Consider the following 15,651-nt stretch of genomic DNA (forward strand, 5'->3'; position numbering starts at 1 on the left):
TCATGGCAAACATCGAAACTTCCGCAGACAAGCCCGAGGCCGGGCTTGTCCAGAAGGGTATCCGTGAAGCTTTCTTCACCGGTCTCGTCTCGCTCGGCCTGTTCGTTCTCTATGTCGGTCTCGGCACGCAGCAGAACATCAATAACGAACTGATCATCGTTCAGCGCTGGGGCCTGCTTGCGATCTTCGTCGCAATCGCCGCCATCGGCCGCTTCATCATGGTCGTCTTCGTCCAGCCGAACATCAACCGCCGCAAGCTTGCCAAGGCAAAGCACGGCGAGCTCGATATCTCGACGGACAAGGGCTTCTTCCACACGCATTTCCTGAAGATCGCTCTGGTGGCGCTGCTGCTCTACCCGATGGTGATCTATGCGCTGGTCGGCGCACAGGGCTCGCTGAAGTGGGTCGACAACTTCGGTATCCAGATCCTCATCTACGTGATGCTGGCCTGGGGCCTGAACATCGTCGTCGGTCTGGCCGGTCTTCTCGACCTCGGTTATGTCGCCTTCTACGCTGTCGGCGCCTATTCCTACGCGCTGCTCTCCAGCTATTTCGGCCTGTCCTTCTGGGTGCTGTTGCCGCTTTCGGGCATCTTCGCCGCTCTCTGGGGCATCATCCTCGGCTTCCCGGTCCTGCGTCTGCGCGGCGATTACCTCGCCATCGTGACGCTCGCCTTCGGTGAAATCATCCGTCTCGTCCTCATCAACTGGACCGATTTGACCAAGGGTACGTTCGGCATCTCCGGTATTCCGAAAGCAACGCTGTTCGGCATTCCGTTCGATGCGTCCGCCGGCGGCTTTGCCAAGCTGCTCGGCCTGCCGATGTCGTCCGCCTATTACAAGATCTTCCTGTTCTATCTGATCCTGGCGCTCTGCCTGATCACGGCCTACGTCACCATCCGGCTTCGCCGCATGCCGATCGGCCGCGCCTGGGAAGCTCTGCGCGAGGACGAAATCGCCTGCCGTTCGCTCGGCATCAACACGGTCACGACCAAGCTCACCGCCTTTGCGACGGGCGCCATGTTCGGCGGTTTCGCCGGCTCGTTCTTCGCAGCGCGTCAGGGCTTCGTCTCGCCTGAATCCTTCGTCTTCCTGGAATCGGCCGTCATTCTTGCCATCGTCGTTCTCGGCGGCATGGGTTCGCTGACCGGTATCGCGATTGCGGCCGTCGTCATGGTCGGCGGCACGGAAGTGCTGCGCGAAATGGACTTCCTGAAGGTCGTCTTCGGCCCCGATTTCACGCCGGAACTCTACCGCATGCTGCTCTTCGGCCTGGCCATGGTCGTGGTCATGCTGTTCAAGCCGCGCGGTTTTGTCGGCTCGCGTGAACCGACCGCCTTCCTCAAGGAGCGCAAGGCGGTATCCGGAAGCTTCACCAAGGAGGGCCACGGCTGATGAGCCCTGTAGAAACGATGTCGAAAGATACCCTGCTCAAGGTCGAGCACCTGTCGATGAAGTTCGGTGGTCTGATGGCCATCAACGATCTCTCCTTCGAAGCCAGGCGCGGCGATATCACCGCGCTGATCGGCCCGAACGGCGCCGGCAAGACCACCGTGTTCAACTGCATCACCGGCTTCTACAAGCCGACGATGGGCATGATCACCATGAACCAGAAGGACGGAAAGCAGTATCTGCTCGAGCGTCTTCCCGACTTCCGGATCACCAAGGAAGCCAAGGTCGCCCGTACCTTCCAGAACATCCGCCTTTTCTCGGGCCTGACGGTTCTGGAAAATCTGCTGGTCGCGCAGCACAACAAGCTGATGAAGGCCTCGGGCTACACGATCCTCGGCCTGCTCGGCATCGGCGGCTACAAGAAGGAGGCTGCTGCTTCCATCGAGCTCGCCCGCTACTGGCTGGAAAAGGCCGATCTGATCGATCGCGCCGACGACCCGGCCGGCGACCTGCCTTACGGCGCGCAGCGCCGCCTGGAAATCGCCCGTGCGATGTGCACCGGTCCGGAACTGCTCTGCCTCGACGAACCGGCCGCCGGTCTCAACCCGCGTGAATCGCTGGCGCTCAACGAGCTGCTGCAGGGTATCCGTGCCGAAACCGGCACGTCGATCCTGCTCATCGAGCACGACATGTCCGTCGTCATGGAAATCTCCGACCACGTCGTCGTCCTCGAATACGGCCAGAAGATCTCCGACGGCACGCCCGATCATGTGAAGAACGACCCGAAGGTCATTGCGGCCTATCTCGGCGTCGAAGACGAAGAAGTCGAAGAGGTCATCGCGACCGTAGAAGGGGGCGCACACTGATGGCCGGGGAACAGCTTCTCAAGGTTCAGGGCGTCGAGACCTATTACGGCAATATCCGCGCGCTCGCCGGCATCGATGTCGAAGTCAACAAAGGTGAAATCGTCAGCCTGATCGGTGCCAACGGCGCCGGCAAGTCGACGCTGATGATGACGATCTGCGGCAGCCCGCAGGCGCGCACCGGCTCGATCATCTTCGACGGCAAGGATATCACAAAGCTTCCGACGCACGAGATCGCGCGGCTGCGCATCGCGCAGTCGCCGGAAGGGCGCCGTATCTTCCCGCGCATGACCGTTCTGGAAAACCTCCAGATGGGCGCGGGCCTCGATAACCTCAAGTATTTCCACGAGGATCTCGAAAAGATCTTCGTCATGTTCCCGCGCCTGAAGGAACGCCAGACGCAGCGCGGCGGCACGCTTTCGGGCGGCGAACAGCAGATGCTGTCGATCGGCCGCGCGCTGATGGCCCGTCCGAAGCTCCTGCTTCTCGACGAGCCGTCGCTCGGTCTCGCACCGCTGATCGTCAAGGGCATTTTCGAGGCGATCAAGAAGCTCAACGAAACGGAAGGCCTGACGGTCTTCCTCGTCGAGCAGAACGCATTTGCTGCCCTCAAGCTTTCGCACCGCGCTTACGTGATGGTGAACGGCAAGGTGACGATGAGCGGTTCCGGCAAGGAGCTGCTTGCCAATCCCGAAGTCCGCGCCGCCTATCTCGAAGGCGGACGGCATTGATCCGGGCAGAAGGGAGACTTTGACATGCAGGGACTTTTCTTCGAACCGGATATGGGCGTCAGAACCGTCATCCGCGCCATCGTCATGCTGATCGGTTTCTGGACCGCATGGCGCGCCGGCAAGGCCGCAGCCGATGGCTGGAGCAATTACCCGCTGGTGATTGCCTATACCTTCCTGCTCGCCTGGGTGATGCAGTTCCTGCATCACGCGCTGTTCGACGGCCCGATGCTGAGCGGCTTCTACTACATCATCGATTTCGTGCTGCTGCTGGTCTTCTCGACGGCCGGCTTCCGCTATCGCCGCACCAATCAGATGGTCAACAACTATTACTGGCTGTACGAAAAAACTTCCGCCTTCTCGTGGAAGAACAAACATTGACAGCCCGTTGAAACTAGGCATGAATTGCCTCAGCGGCGGTGACCCAAGTCTTCGACTTGAAACGGAAATCCGCCACTGACAAAAATCGAAGGGCATGGCCAAAAGCCGGACAATCCGGTTTCGTGCCCCCAGAGTGGAACAGCTTCCCCGGCGCAGACGATGGTGGGTAATGCGCTGGGTCTTGGACCGGAACCCGCCCAAAAATTGGGAGTAAATACATGAAGAAGTATCTTCTGTCGGCAGTCGCCCTGACGGCTATGGTTGCTTTCAGCAACGCCGCCCGCGCTGACCTGCTCGTCGGTGTTGGTGGTCCGCTGACCGGCCCGAACGCTGCGTTCGGTGCACAGCTCCAGAAGGGTGCCGAACAGGCAGCCGCTGACATCAACGCTGCCGGTGGCATCAACGGCGAGCAGATCAAGGTCGAGCTCGGTGACGACGTCTCCGACCCGAAGCAGGGCATCTCGGTCGCCAACAAGTTCGTCGCTGACGGCGTCAAGTTCGTTGTTGGCCACTTCAACTCGGGCGTTTCCATCCCGGCTTCCGAAGTCTACGCCGAAAACGGCATTCTCGAAATCACCCCGGCTGCGACGAACCCGCAGTTCACCGAGCGTGGTCTCTGGAACACCTTCCGTACCTGCGGCCGTGACGACCAGCAGGGCGCCATCGCCGGCAAGTATCTCGCCGACCACTTCAAGGACGCCAAGATCGCTGTCGTTCACGACAAGACGCCTTACGGCCAGGGTCTCGCTGACGAAACCAAGAAGGCCATGAACGCCGCTGGTATCACCGAAGCCTTGTACGAAGGCATCAACGTCGGCGACAAGGACTTCTCGGCCCTCATCGCCAAGATGAAGGAAGCCGGCGTTTCGATCATCTACTGGGGTGGTCTCCACACCGAAGCCGGTCTCATCATCCGCCAGGCGAAGGACCAGGGCCTGAAGGCAACGCTCGTATCGGGTGACGGTATCGTTTCGAACGAACTGGCTTCGATCGCCGGCGACGCCGTCGAAGGCACGCTGAACACCTTCGGCCCGGATCCGACGCTGAACCCGGCCAACAAGGACCTCGTCGAGAAGTTCAAGGCTGCCGGCTTCAACCCGGAAGCTTACACCCTCTACTCCTACGCTGCGATGCAGTCGATCGCAGGCGCTGCAAAGGCTGCCGGTTCCAATGATCCGGAAGCCGTTGCCAAGGCCATGAAGGAAAAGGGTCCGTTCCCGACCGTTCTCGGCGACATGTCGTTCGACGAAAAGGGCGACCCGAAGCTCCCGGGCTACATCATGTACGAATGGAAGAAGGGTCCGGACGGCAAGTACAGCTACTTCCCGCAGGAAGCTGCGAAGTAAGCATCGCTTGCACGGTTCATGCCGTTTAGAGGAAGCCCGGTTTCGACCGGGCTTCTTTGTTTTTGGCGACGGTTGGAGCGTGGAGTGACGTTTTCAATCGGGATGTGATGGGCTAGCTTTCACGCCCCGCCAGAATTCAGAAATGGAAATTTCGATGTCCCGACCGCGCATTCTCGTCACCCGCCGGTGGCCTGCCGCCGCCGAAGCCGCTCTTGCCGAGCGTTTCGACGTGACTTTCAACGACGCAGACGTGCCGCTCGGTCCCGATGCGCTGCGCCAGGCGCTGGCGGATTATGACGCTGTCCTGCCGACGGTTTCCGACAAGCTGCCGGCATCCGTGTTCGAGGGCAGCCCGCGGGCGAAAATCCTCGGCAATTTCGGCGTCGGCTACAATCACATCGACATCGACGCCGCCAAGGCGAAGGGTATTGCCGTCACCAATACACCGGGCGTGCTGACGGACTGCACCGCCGATATCGCCATGCTGCTGCTGCTCGATGTCGCCCGCCGTGGTGGAGAGGGTGATCGGCAGGTCCGCGCCAATGAATGGAAGGGCTGGTGCCCGACGCATATGATCGGCACCAAGGTCTCCGGCAAGACCGTCGGCATCATCGGCTTCGGCCGCATCGGCAAGGCCTTCGCCCAGCGCTGCCATTTCGGCTTCGGCATGGATGTGGTGTTTTACAATCGCTCGAAGGTCGATGAGGCCGAAGCCGCCCGCTACGGCGCCCGCCAGCTTGCGACCGTCGAGGACGTGCTCGGCGCCGCCGATTTCGTGTCGCTGCATTGCCCCGGCGGGGCCGAAAACCGCCATCTGATGAATGCGGCGCGGTTTGCTGCGATGAAGAAGGGGGCGTTCCTGATCAACACGGCTCGCGGCGATGTTGTCGACGAGACGGCGCTGATTGCGGCGCTGCAGACCGGTGTGATCCGTGGGGCCGGGCTCGATGTCTACGAGGCGGAGCCGCAGGTGCCGGAGGCTTTGAAGGCGATGGAGAACGTCGTCCTCCTGCCGCATCTCGGCAGCGCGACGGAGGAGACGCGCACGGCCATGGGGATGAAGGTGGTGGACAATGTCACCGCGTTCTTCGAGGGCAGGGAGCCTGCGGATCGGGTAGTTTGAGGGTTTCGGTAGGCCGGTAGGCGTCGAGCAAGCTCGCCCCCCTCTGCCCTGCCGGGCATCTCCCCCACAGGTGGGGAGATGACTCGTGGCGTGCGCATCGCATTCATTGAACCAATGTGCTCTCAGCTTCGATTTCTGGATGGCAAGGCGAGCGGGTGCGCCCAGCCAATCTCCCCACCTGTGGGGGAGATGCCCGGCAGGGCAGAGGGGGGGCGAGCTTGCTCGAAGTCTAAGACTCAAGCGACCCCAACCTCACCCCTCATGCAACACATGCGCCGCCTTCACCGCGGCCGACGCCCGGTTTTCCACGCCGAGTTTCACATAAATCTGCTCCAGATGCTTGTTCACCGTCCGCGCCGAGAGCCCCAGGATCTCGCCGATATCGCGGTTGGCCTTGCCCTTGGCGATCCACAGCAGCACTTCCGACTCCCGCTGGGTCAGCGAAAAATGTTGGCGCAGCACCGCGTCGTCGCTGCGCTGGCTGATTGCCGTCAGGCGGAAGAGGTATTCGTCGGGGCCGATGGTGCCGAGGAAGGCGAGCTGGAGGGCGGGTTGGCCGGCGTGGCTGATCGAGAAGGCGGCGTCACGGCCGGTCGCCATGCGGTCCTTCATCCAGGCGGCGATATGGGCCGTGACGGTCGCGAGCGCATCGTCGCTGCCCATGGCGGCGTTGACGAGGCGGGTTGCCTGCGGGGTCGACCAGTGCACCTTGCCGTCGCCCTTCACCGCCAGCAGATGACGGCCGGCGGCGTCGAGGGCGACGCGGGCGCTTTGCGTCGAGCGGGCGTTGCGCAGGTGAACGCGGATGCGGGCGCGCAGCTCGTCGATATTGATCGGCTTCGTCAGATAGTCGACGCCGCCGGATTCCAGCGCGTGGACCACATGCTCGGTTTCCGTCAGCCCGGTCATGAAGATCACCGGCACCTGGCTGACGGCGGCGTTCTCTTTCAGCTTGCGGCAGGTCTCGAAGCCATCCATCGAGGGCATGACGGCATCGAGCAGGATGAGATCCGGCGTGATGCGCTCGACGATATTGAGTGCCGCCGAGCCGGAGGTGGCGATCAGCACGGAGAAGCCGGATTGCTCCAGCGCATCGGTGAGAAAGCCGAGCGCCTCGGGCGAGTCGTCGACCAGCAGCACGATATCGCGGGGGTGGGCCTGATCAGCCAATGGTTTCCACCTTTTCGTTGAACCGGTGCAGGAAAGTCATGCAGCCGTCGAGATCGAACGCCGCCACATAGGCGCGAAGTTCCTCGGTAAATGGCTGATTTGCCTCGTCCTTGGCAAGGTCGTTGAGCTTGGCTTCGATACCCCTGATGTAGCCGATTTCGCAGAGCCGCATCAGTTCCTCGACATGGGCGATGCCGGGGCTGACGAGCGGCGGTTTTGGCGGCGGAGCGGGCACCGCCGCCGTGTCCGCGTAGGTCCATTTCAGGCCGAGATGCAGCGCCAGCTTGTCGCGCAGCTGCCTGATGTCGACGGGCTTGCCGATCGCGTCATTATGGCTGTCATCGCTTTCGGCTGTCGCTGCGGCATCGCCGATATTGGCGGACAGCATGACGATAGGCGAGGTCTGGCCGTTTTCGCGCAGGCGCGAGGCGAGTTGCCAGCCGCTCATGCCGGGCATCGAGATATCGACCAGGAAGAGATCGGGCTGGATGCCCTCGATCAGCGTCAGGCAATCGGTGCCGCTGGCTGCCGTCAGCACGACGAAATCGAGCGGTGCCAGGATTTCCCGCATCATCTCGCGGTGATCCTCGTTGTCGTCGACGACGACGATGGTGCGGCGCGGGCCGTCGTAGCTGACGATCTTCTTCTCCTGCGGCGGCGCCGTCATCTCGCGCATGACGGCCGAGAGCATCAGGCGGACGCGGAAGGTCGAGCCCTGGTCCTTCTCGCTCGTCACCAGGATTTCGCCGCCGAGCGTATTGGTCAGAAGCCGGGTGATCGTCAGGCCGAGGCCGAGGCCCGGCATCGGGCGGATGCTGTCGGCCTCGCCGCGCTGGAAGGGTTCGTAGATGCGGCTCAAATCCTTCTCGGCGATGCCGCGGCCGGTATCTGAAACGGTGAAGGTCGCGACCTGGCTGCGATAGCCGACATCGAAGGTGACGCTGCCCTCGTCGGTGAACTTGATGGCGTTGGAGAGCAGGTTGACGAGGATCTGGCGCAGGCGCTTCTCATCGGTGCGCACGAATTGCGGCAGCGACGGCGTGCGGTCGTGAATGAAGGCGAGGCCCTTGGCCTGCGCCTGCGGACGGAACATGTCGACGATCTGGTCGAGGAAATCCTGAATGTTGATCTCGTTGGAATAGACCTGCAGGCGACCGGCCTCGATCTTTGAAATATCCAGCAGCCCGTCGATCAGACCGGAGAGATGCTCGGCCGAGCGGCGGATGACCTTGATCGAGGATTGGCGCGGCGGCGGGATGGTCTCGTCGCGCTCGAGGATCTGGGCATAGCCGAGCACGGCATTGAGCGGCGTGCGCAGCTCATGGCTGAGGCCGACGACATAGCGGCTCTTGGCGCGGTTGGCGGCTTCGGCGGTTTCCTTGGCGTTCTGCAGCGCAGCGTCGGTCTTCTTGTGGGCGGCGATCTCTTTCAGGAGCAGCGTGTTCTGGCGCGAGGATTCCTCCTCGGCGACGACGCGGCTGTCATGGGCGAGCACATAGAACCAGCAGACGACGCCGGCGATGACGGCGAAGACGAAGAAGACGATCAGGATGGTGCGGTTGACGACTTCGGCCGTCTCCGGCGAGGCGGAAGCCACCTGATGGGCAATCATCGCCAGGATCGCGCCGACCGCGGTCAGCGCCAGCACCACGGCGATGCCGTAGCGTCCCAAGCGGGTCGTCAGTTTCTGCACCACGGTTTCCGGCAGCACGGCCTTGGCGACGGTGCCGACCTGGGCATTCAGCCGCGCCTTCGGCTTGCACATGTCGTGGCAGCGGCTGTCGAGCGAACAGCAGAGCGAGCAGATCGGCGCGGCATAGGCAGGGCACCAGGCCATGTCCTCGGGCTCGAACGGGTGTTCGCAGACCGAGCAGGTGATGCTTGTCAGGTTCTTCCAGCTGTGGCGCGGCTTGCGGGCGAGGTAGAACTTGCCCTTGGTCGCCCAGGCGATCAGCGGCGAGGCGGTCAGCGCGATGACGAGGGTGATATAGGGCGCGAGCGAGGCGGCGATCGGGCCGAAGGCGCCGAAATGGGCGATCAGCGAAATGCCGGCCGAGAGCGTCATGGCGCCGAGGCCGACCGGGTTGATATCGTAGAGATGGGCGCGCTTGAACTCGATACCGGGAGGGGCGAGGCCAAGCGGCTTGTTGATGAAGAGATCGGCGGAGATCGTGCAGAGCCAGGCCATGGCGATGATCGAGAAGATGCCGAGCGTCTCCTCCAGCAGCCGGTAGATGCCGAGCTCCATCAGGAGGAGCGCGATCGCCACGTTGAAGATCAGCCAGATGACGCGGCCGGGATGGCTGTGGGTCAGGCGCGAGAAGAAGTTGGACCAGGCGAGCGAGCCCGCATAGGCGTTCATGACGTTGATCTTCAGCTGCGAAACGACGACGAAGGCGGCCATCAACAGCAGGGCGGCATTGTGCCAGGGGATCATGTAGCCGAAAGCGGTGAGATACATCTGCGCCGGATCGGCGGCGCGGTCGACGGGCACGCCGGCCGTGAAGGTCAGCACGACGAGAAAGGAACCGGCCAGGAGCTTCGGCGCGCCGATGATCACCCAGCCGGGGCCGGCGAGGAAGACGGCGAGGCGGTGGCGCCACTTGCGCTGCCCATCCGGCGGCAGGAAGCGCAGGAAGTCGGCCTGCTCGCCGATCTGCGACATCAGCGCCAGGATGACGGCGGAGGCGGCGCCGAATTCCACCAGGTTGAAATCGGCGACGGTGCCTGGCGGTCCCGAGGCATGGCGGATGCCGGCGAAGGCGCGCCAGACATCGAATTTCTCCCAGTCGAGAAAGGCGATGAAGATGAAGGGCAGGACGTTGAGGATGATCCAGAAGGGTTGGGTGACGAGCTGGAATCGGCTGATCAGCTTGACGCCGTGCGTCACGAGCGGGATCACCATCACGGCGCTGATGATATAGCCGATCCAGAGCGGAATGCCGAGCGTCAGCTCCAGCGCGCCGGACATGATCGAGGCCTCGATCGCAAACAGCATGAAGGTGAAGCTGGCATAGATCAGCGAGGTGATGGTCGAGCCGATATAGCCGAAGCTGGCGCCACGCGTCAGAAGGTCGATATCGACGCCGTGGCGGATCGCGTAGCGGCTGATCGGCAAGCCAATCATGAGCATGGCAATCGAGGCGACGATGATGGCGAAGAAGGCGTTGGTCGTGCCGTAGGAGAGCGTGATCGCCCCGCCGATCGCCTCCAGCGCCAGGAAGGAGATGGCGCCGATCGCCGTCTGCGAGATGCGCTGCGAGGAAAACTGTCTTGCGCTCTTTGCGGTGAAGCGCAGCGCATAGTCCTCCAGCGTCTGGTTCGCGACCCAGCGGTTATACTCGCGCCGGACCGGAATGATGCGTTGCCGCGCTGCCATGCTGCTCTGCCGGTCCCTTCGTTCCCCTTGTCACACTTCCGTAACATGGATGGCCGGAGCGCTTAAGAGTGCAGCGCAGCAATCGCGTGCAGATTTCGCCCCGGTGCCTACGTCATATTACGTATGTGTTTTTGCAGTGCAGCACCGGATAGTCCCCTAAGCAACAGTTAATTTTTGCCTTCCGGCCTGTTGTCGAACAAGAAGAGGGGATCACAAGATGAATCTGCGATCATACGTTTCAGGTGCCGTTCTCGGCGCCGTCATGTCGGCCACGGCCGCATTCCACGGAGCAGTTGCCGCCGACGACACGATCAAGGTCGGCGTTCTGCACTCGCTCTCCGGCACCATGGCCATCTCCGAGACGACGCTCAAGGACGCCATGCTGATGCTCATCGACGAGCAGAACAAGAAGGGCGGCCTTCTCGGCAAGAAGCTCGAAGCCGTCGTCGTCGACCCGGCTTCCGACTGGCCGCTGTTTGCCGAAAAGGCACGCGAGCTGATCGAAAAGGACAAGGTCGCGGCCGTTTTCGGTTGCTGGACCTCCTCGTCGCGCAAGTCGGTTCTGCCTGTTTTCGAAGAGCTGAACTCGATCCTGTTCTACCCGGTCCAGTACGAGGGTGAAGAATCCTCGCGCAACATCTTCTACACGGGTGCTGCTCCGAACCAGCAGGCGATCCCGGCGGTCGACTACCTGATGGAGAAGGAAGGCGTGAAGCGCTTCGTTCTCGAAGGCACCGACTACGTCTATCCGCGCACCACCAACAAGATCCTGGAAGCCTATCTGATCTCGAAGGGCATTCCGAAGGAAGACATCATCGTCAACTACACGCCGTTCGGCTTCTCCGACTGGCAGACGGAAGTCTCCAAGATCAAGGAATTCGGCGCCGCCGGCAAGAAGACCGCCGTCGTCTCGACGATCAACGGCGACGCCAACGTTCCGTTCTACAAGGAACTCGGCAACCAGGGCGTCAAGGCAACCGATATCCCCGTCGTCGCCTTCTCGGTCGGCGAAGAAGAACTTGCCGGTCTCGACACCAAACCGCTCGTCGGCCACCTCGCTGCCTGGAACTACTTCGAGTCGGTCGAAAGCCCGGCGAACAAGAAGTTCATCAAGGAATGGCACGCCTTCACGAAGAACGACAAGCGCGTGACCAACGACCCGATGGAAGCTGCCTATATCGGCTTCAACGCCTGGGTTAAGGCCGTTCAGGCCGCCGGCACGACCGACACCGACAAGGTTCTCGACACCATCATCGGCGTCTCCGTTCCGAACCTCTCCGGCGGCACGGCAACCGTCATGCCGAACCACCACATCACCAAGCCTGTCCTGATCGGCGAAATCCAGGCCGACGGCCAGTTTGAAATCGTGCAGCAGACGCCTGCCGTCGTCGGTGACGAATGGTCCGACTACCTGCCTGACTCCAAGGACCTGATCTCCGATTGGCGCAAGCCGATGAACTGCGGCAACTTCAACGTTGCGACCGGCAAGTGCGGCGGCAAGGGGTCTTGAGTTAGCCGATCCGATACCTGCCTGATGACTTCCGTCCGGATCCTATCTCCGGGCGGAAGCTCCGTCCCAAACGGTTGCTGCCCAAAAGGCCAACGATAGTCCAGGCGAGAAAGCCGATGTATCGCGCCCTCAAGCTTATCCTTCTTACCCTCTGCCTCGCGGCTCCGATGCTTGCATCGCCGCTGAAGGCGCAGGAAGACATTCATGCCCTCGTCAACGCGCTCGGCGAAGGCGATTTCGATCAGCGCGCCGAAGCCATCAAGGCGCTCGTTGCCTCCAAGGACCCGCATGTCGGCCAGATCCTGCAGCAGCTCAGCGACGGCCAGCTCTACGTGAATTCGGAAGAGGGCGGCCCGGTGCTGCTCCAGGGCGGCGCCGAGGACGAGCCGACCTTTTCCGATCCGATCAGCGGCGAAGCCGTCGATGGCGTCGACGCCGATTACATGTCGAAGGTGAAGATCAACAATTCCCTGCGCGGCGCGATCGCCAGCGCCATGAGCACGCTGACGCTGCTGAGCCCGGATCGTTCCGCGCGGCTTGCAGCGGCGCAAGGCCTGCTGCGCGATGCAGATCCCTCCAATCTCGAGCTTCTGAACTCCGCGCTTGCGGGCGAGAAGGATGCCGAGGTCAAGAACACGATGGAAGCCGCGCGCGCCGTGATGATGCTGAAAAGCGATGTCAGCGCCGAGGACAAGAAGGCCGCCATCGACACCATCGCCGCCCGCGGCGACCGCAACGCGCTGACGATCCTGACGACGGCGATGGAAACCGCACCCGATGATCTGAAGCCCGCCATCCAGTCGGATATCGATGGCATCAAGCGCAACCTGGCGGTCTGGGATGTGGTGCAGAACGTCTGGTACGGGCTGTCGCTCGGTTCCGTGCTGCTGCTGGCAGCCATTGGCCTTGCGATCACCTTCGGCGTCATGGGCGTCATCAACATGGCGCATGGCGAAATGGTGATGATTGGCGCCTACACGACCTATGTCGTGCAGGAATATATCACCGCCAACTTCCCCGAGATGGCCAATTACTCGCTGGCCTTCGCCGTGCCCGCCGCCTTCGTCTTCACCGGCTTCGTCGGACTGATCATCGAGCGCCTCGTCATCCGCTATCTCTACGGCCGGCCGCTGGAAACGCTGCTGGCCACCTGGGGCGTGTCGCTGATCCTGCAGCAGGCGGTGCGCACGATCTTCGGCCCGACCAACCGCGAGGTGCGCAATCCGAGCTGGATGTCGGGCGCTTTCGAGCTCGGCGGCCTGTCGATTACCTGGAACCGCCTCTGGATCATCGTCTTCTCGATGGCGGTGTTCGTGACGCTGCTGATGTTGCTCAAACGCTCCGCCTTCGGTCTGCAGATGCGCGCCGTCACCCAGAACCGCCGTATGGCCTCATCGATGGGGATCCGCACCGGCTGGGTCGATGCCTTCACCTTCGCGCTCGGCTCCGGCATTGCCGGCATGGCGGGCGTCGCACTCAGCCAGATCGACAACGTCTCGCCGAACCTCGGCCAGAGCTACATCATCGACAGCTTCATGGTCGTGGTCTTCGGCGGCGTCGGCAATCTCTGGGGCACGCTGGTCGGCGCTCTGTCGCTCGGCGTCGTCAACAAGTTCCTGGAACCCTTCGCCGGCGCCGTGCTCGGCAAGATCCTGGTGCTCGTCCTCATCATCCTCTTCATCCAGAAGCGTCCCCGCGGGCTCTTCGCACTCAAAGGAAGGGCGGTGGAAGCATGATTACGGCCTTCCTTATCCGGTCTCTCGATCGCAAGATCTCCATTGCCATCGCCATCCTGCTCATGGTCGCCGTCCTCGTTCCGGTTCTCAACCTGATGACCGACCCCGAGAACCCGCTGCACATCCCGACCTACATCATGGCGCTGTTCGGCAAGTATCTCACCTATGCGCTGCTGGCGCTGGCGCTCGATCTCGTCTGGGGCTTCTGCGGCATTCTCTCGCTCGGCCACGGCGCTTTCTTCGCGCTCGGCGGCTATGCGATGGGCATGTATCTGATGCGCCAGATCGGCTCGCGCGGCGTCTATGGCGATCCTGTTCTGCCCGATTTCATGGTGTTCCTGAACTGGAAGGAGCTGCCCTGGTTCTGGTACGGCTTCGACCAGTTCTGGTTTGCGGCGCTGATGGTTCTCCTCGTGCCCGGCCTGCTTGCCTTCGTCTTCGGCTGGTTCGCCTTCCGCTCACGCGTCAACGGCGTCTATCTCTCGATCATCACCCAGGCGATGACCTACGCGCTGCTGCTTGCCTTCTTCCGCAACGACATGGGCTTCGGCGGCAATAACGGCATGACCGACTTCAAGGAAATCCTTGGCTTCAGCGTTCAGGCCGACGGTACGCGCGCCAGCCTGTTTGCCGCGACCGCGATCTTCCTGGCGCTGTCGCTGATGATCTCCTCGGCGATCGTGCGCTCCAAGTTCGGCAAGGTGCTGGTCGGCGTGCGCGATGCTGAAAGCCGCACGCGCTTCCTCGGCTACCGCGTCGAGCATTTCAAGCTCTTCACCTTCGTCGTCTCGGCGATGATGGCGGGCATTGCGGGTGCGCTCTACGTGCCGCAGGTCGGCATCATCAATCCTGGCGAATTCGCGCCTGCAAACTCGATCGAAGTGGTCATCTGGACGGCTGTCGGCGGCCGGGCGACGCTGATCGGGCCGATCCTTGGCGCCATCCTCGTCAATGGCGGCAAGACGATCTTCACCGGCCTCTTCCCAGAGTTCTGGCTCTTTGCGCTCGGCGGTCTCTTCGTGCTCGTCACGCTGTTCCTGCCGAAGGGCATTGTCGGCACCATCGCCCAGTATTTCGGCCGCAAGAAGCCGCGGACGGAAGCGACGCCTCCCTCGCTCGAGGACGGCGTCGATGCGAAAATCCAGCCAGCGGAGTGAGCGCCGATGATCCCCGACGTCAAACCCAACAGCGTGCTCTATCTCGACGGCGTGTCGGTGTCCTTCGATGGCTTCAAGGCGCTGAATTCGCTGTCGATCGTCATCGAACCCGGTGAGCTGCGCGCCATCATCGGCCCGAACGGCGCCGGCAAGACGACGATGATGGATATCATCACCGGCAAGACGCGGCCCGACGAGGGCGCCGTCTTCTTCAACGGCCAGACCGACCTGACGAAGCTCGACGAGGCCGACATCGCCCAGCTCGGCATCGGCCGCAAGTTCCAGAAGCCGACGGTCTTCGAAAGCCACACGGTCTGGGACAATCTGGAACTGGCGCTGAACCGCCGCCGCGGCGTGTTCTCGACGCTGTTCTACCGGTTGTCGGCAGAAGACAAGGCACGCATCGAGGAAATCCTCGAGACCGTTCGTCTGACGCATCGTCGCGACGAGCTCGCCGCCAATCTCTCGCATGGGCAGAAGCAGTGGCTGGAGATCGGCATGCTGCTCGCCCAGGAGCCGAAGCTGCTGCTCGTCGACGAGCCGGTCGCCGGGATGACCGATGCCGAAACGGCGGAGACCGCGATCCTGCTCAAGGAAATCGCCAAGACCCGCTCGGTGGTCGTCGTCGAACACGACATGGGCTTCATCCGCGACCTCGGCGTCAAGGTGACGTGCCTGGCCGAAGGCTCGGTGCTGGCCGAGGGGTCGATCGATTTTGTCAGTTCCGATCCGAAGGTGATCGAGAACTATCTGGGGCGGTGAGGGATGAGCAAATTGTCTTCGAAGGCCAAAACCCCTCCCCAACCCCTCCCCACAAGGGGGAGGGGCTTAACCAAGGCGGCCTCTCCTTGCCAAGCTCTCCCGATC

At 62.3% G+C, this 15,651-nt stretch carries 12 protein-coding genes; 10 read left to right on the forward strand and 2 right to left on the reverse strand.

Translation table 11 applies throughout. The features are described from left to right. The first annotated feature begins 2 nt into the window (after positions 1-2). From livM to ACODR6_RS23915, 6 genes are all read left to right on the forward strand, one after another. Positions 3-1,394: a high-affinity branched-chain amino acid ABC transporter permease LivM gene (livM, locus tag ACODR6_RS23890; RefSeq protein ID WP_489024798.1), complete on the forward strand. Its 1,392-nt coding sequence runs from the start codon at positions 3-5 to the stop codon at positions 1,392-1,394. Further along, positions 1,394-2,257 (forward strand): ABC transporter ATP-binding protein, encoded by an 864-nt coding sequence (locus tag ACODR6_RS23895; RefSeq protein WP_489024800.1) that lies wholly within the window; start codon positions 1,394-1,396, stop codon positions 2,255-2,257. Before livM ends, ACODR6_RS23895 begins: the two co-directional genes overlap by 1 nt. Beyond that, entirely contained in the window at positions 2,257-2,985 is a 729-nt protein-coding gene (locus ACODR6_RS23900) for an ABC transporter ATP-binding protein (RefSeq protein WP_489024802.1), read from the forward strand. The genes ACODR6_RS23895 and ACODR6_RS23900 overlap by 1 nt, the downstream gene beginning before the upstream one ends. Before the next feature lie 24 nt (positions 2,986-3,009). Next, positions 3,010-3,363 (forward strand): DUF6867 family protein, encoded by a 354-nt coding sequence (locus tag ACODR6_RS23905; protein ID WP_489024804.1) that lies wholly within the window; start codon positions 3,010-3,012, stop codon positions 3,361-3,363. Between the two features lie 218 nt (positions 3,364-3,581). Continuing rightward, positions 3,582-4,709 (forward strand): branched-chain amino acid ABC transporter substrate-binding protein, encoded by a 1,128-nt coding sequence (locus tag ACODR6_RS23910; RefSeq protein ID WP_489024806.1) that lies wholly within the window; start codon positions 3,582-3,584, stop codon positions 4,707-4,709. 154 nt (positions 4,710-4,863) lie between these two features. Beyond that, entirely contained in the window at positions 4,864-5,832 is a 969-nt protein-coding gene (locus tag ACODR6_RS23915; protein ID WP_489024808.1) for a 2-hydroxyacid dehydrogenase, read from the forward strand. 252 nt (positions 5,833-6,084) lie between these two features. Here ACODR6_RS23915 and ACODR6_RS23920 read toward each other — a convergent pair whose 3' ends face one another. Beyond that, entirely contained in the window at positions 6,085-7,002 is a 918-nt protein-coding gene (locus ACODR6_RS23920; protein ID WP_489024810.1) for a response regulator, read from the reverse strand. Continuing rightward, entirely contained in the window at positions 6,995-10,381 is a 3,387-nt protein-coding gene (locus ACODR6_RS23925) for a hybrid sensor histidine kinase/response regulator (RefSeq protein WP_489024812.1), read from the reverse strand. Before ACODR6_RS23925 ends, ACODR6_RS23920 begins: the two co-directional genes overlap by 8 nt. Before the next feature lie 217 nt (positions 10,382-10,598). Here ACODR6_RS23925 and urtA point away from each other — a divergent pair, with 217 nt between their 5' ends. The 4 genes from urtA to urtD all read left to right on the forward strand — a co-directional run bounded on the left by urtA (position 10,599) and on the right by urtD (position 15,546). After that, on the forward strand, positions 10,599-11,891 hold the full coding sequence (gene urtA, locus ACODR6_RS23930; RefSeq protein WP_112711422.1) for an urea ABC transporter substrate-binding protein: 1,293 nt from the start codon (positions 10,599-10,601) through the stop codon (positions 11,889-11,891). 116 nt (positions 11,892-12,007) lie between these two features. Further along, positions 12,008-13,627 carry an urea ABC transporter permease subunit UrtB gene (gene urtB / locus ACODR6_RS23935; protein WP_489024815.1) on the forward strand — a complete coding sequence of 540 codons (1,620 nt, stop codon included), beginning with the start codon at positions 12,008-12,010 and terminating at the stop codon, positions 13,625-13,627. After that, positions 13,624-14,784: an urea ABC transporter permease subunit UrtC gene (gene urtC, locus ACODR6_RS23940; protein WP_489024817.1), complete on the forward strand. Its 1,161-nt coding sequence runs from the start codon at positions 13,624-13,626 to the stop codon at positions 14,782-14,784. The genes urtB and urtC overlap by 4 nt, the downstream gene beginning before the upstream one ends. A 6-nt stretch (positions 14,785-14,790) precedes the next feature. Then, entirely contained in the window at positions 14,791-15,546 is a 756-nt protein-coding gene (gene urtD, locus ACODR6_RS23945; protein WP_203428188.1) for an urea ABC transporter ATP-binding protein UrtD, read from the forward strand. Positions 15,547-15,651: the final 105 nt, after the last annotated feature.

It is taken from the genome of Rhizobium sp. FG96 (assembly GCF_057808655.1).

Coding starts and splice junctions, on each gene's coding strand:
- livM (WP_489024798.1), top strand. CDS start 3: ATGGCAAACATCGAAACTTCCGCAGACAAGCCCGAGGCCGGGCTTGTC.
- ACODR6_RS23895 (WP_489024800.1), top strand. CDS start 1,394: ATGAGCCCTGTAGAAACGATGTCGAAAGATACCCTGCTCAAGGTCGAG.
- ACODR6_RS23900 (WP_489024802.1), top strand. CDS start 2,257: ATGGCCGGGGAACAGCTTCTCAAGGTTCAGGGCGTCGAGACCTATTAC.
- ACODR6_RS23905 (WP_489024804.1), top strand. CDS start 3,010: ATGCAGGGACTTTTCTTCGAACCGGATATGGGCGTCAGAACCGTCATC.
- ACODR6_RS23910 (WP_489024806.1), top strand. CDS start 3,582: ATGAAGAAGTATCTTCTGTCGGCAGTCGCCCTGACGGCTATGGTTGCT.
- ACODR6_RS23915 (WP_489024808.1), top strand. CDS start 4,864: ATGTCCCGACCGCGCATTCTCGTCACCCGCCGGTGGCCTGCCGCCGCC.
- ACODR6_RS23925 (WP_489024812.1), bottom strand. CDS start 10,381: ATGGCAGCGCGGCAACGCATCATTCCGGTCCGGCGCGAGTATAACCGC.
- urtA (WP_112711422.1), top strand. CDS start 10,599: ATGAATCTGCGATCATACGTTTCAGGTGCCGTTCTCGGCGCCGTCATG.
- urtB (WP_489024815.1), top strand. CDS start 12,008: ATGTATCGCGCCCTCAAGCTTATCCTTCTTACCCTCTGCCTCGCGGCT.
- urtC (WP_489024817.1), top strand. CDS start 13,624: ATGATTACGGCCTTCCTTATCCGGTCTCTCGATCGCAAGATCTCCATT.
- urtD (WP_203428188.1), top strand. CDS start 14,791: ATGATCCCCGACGTCAAACCCAACAGCGTGCTCTATCTCGACGGCGTG.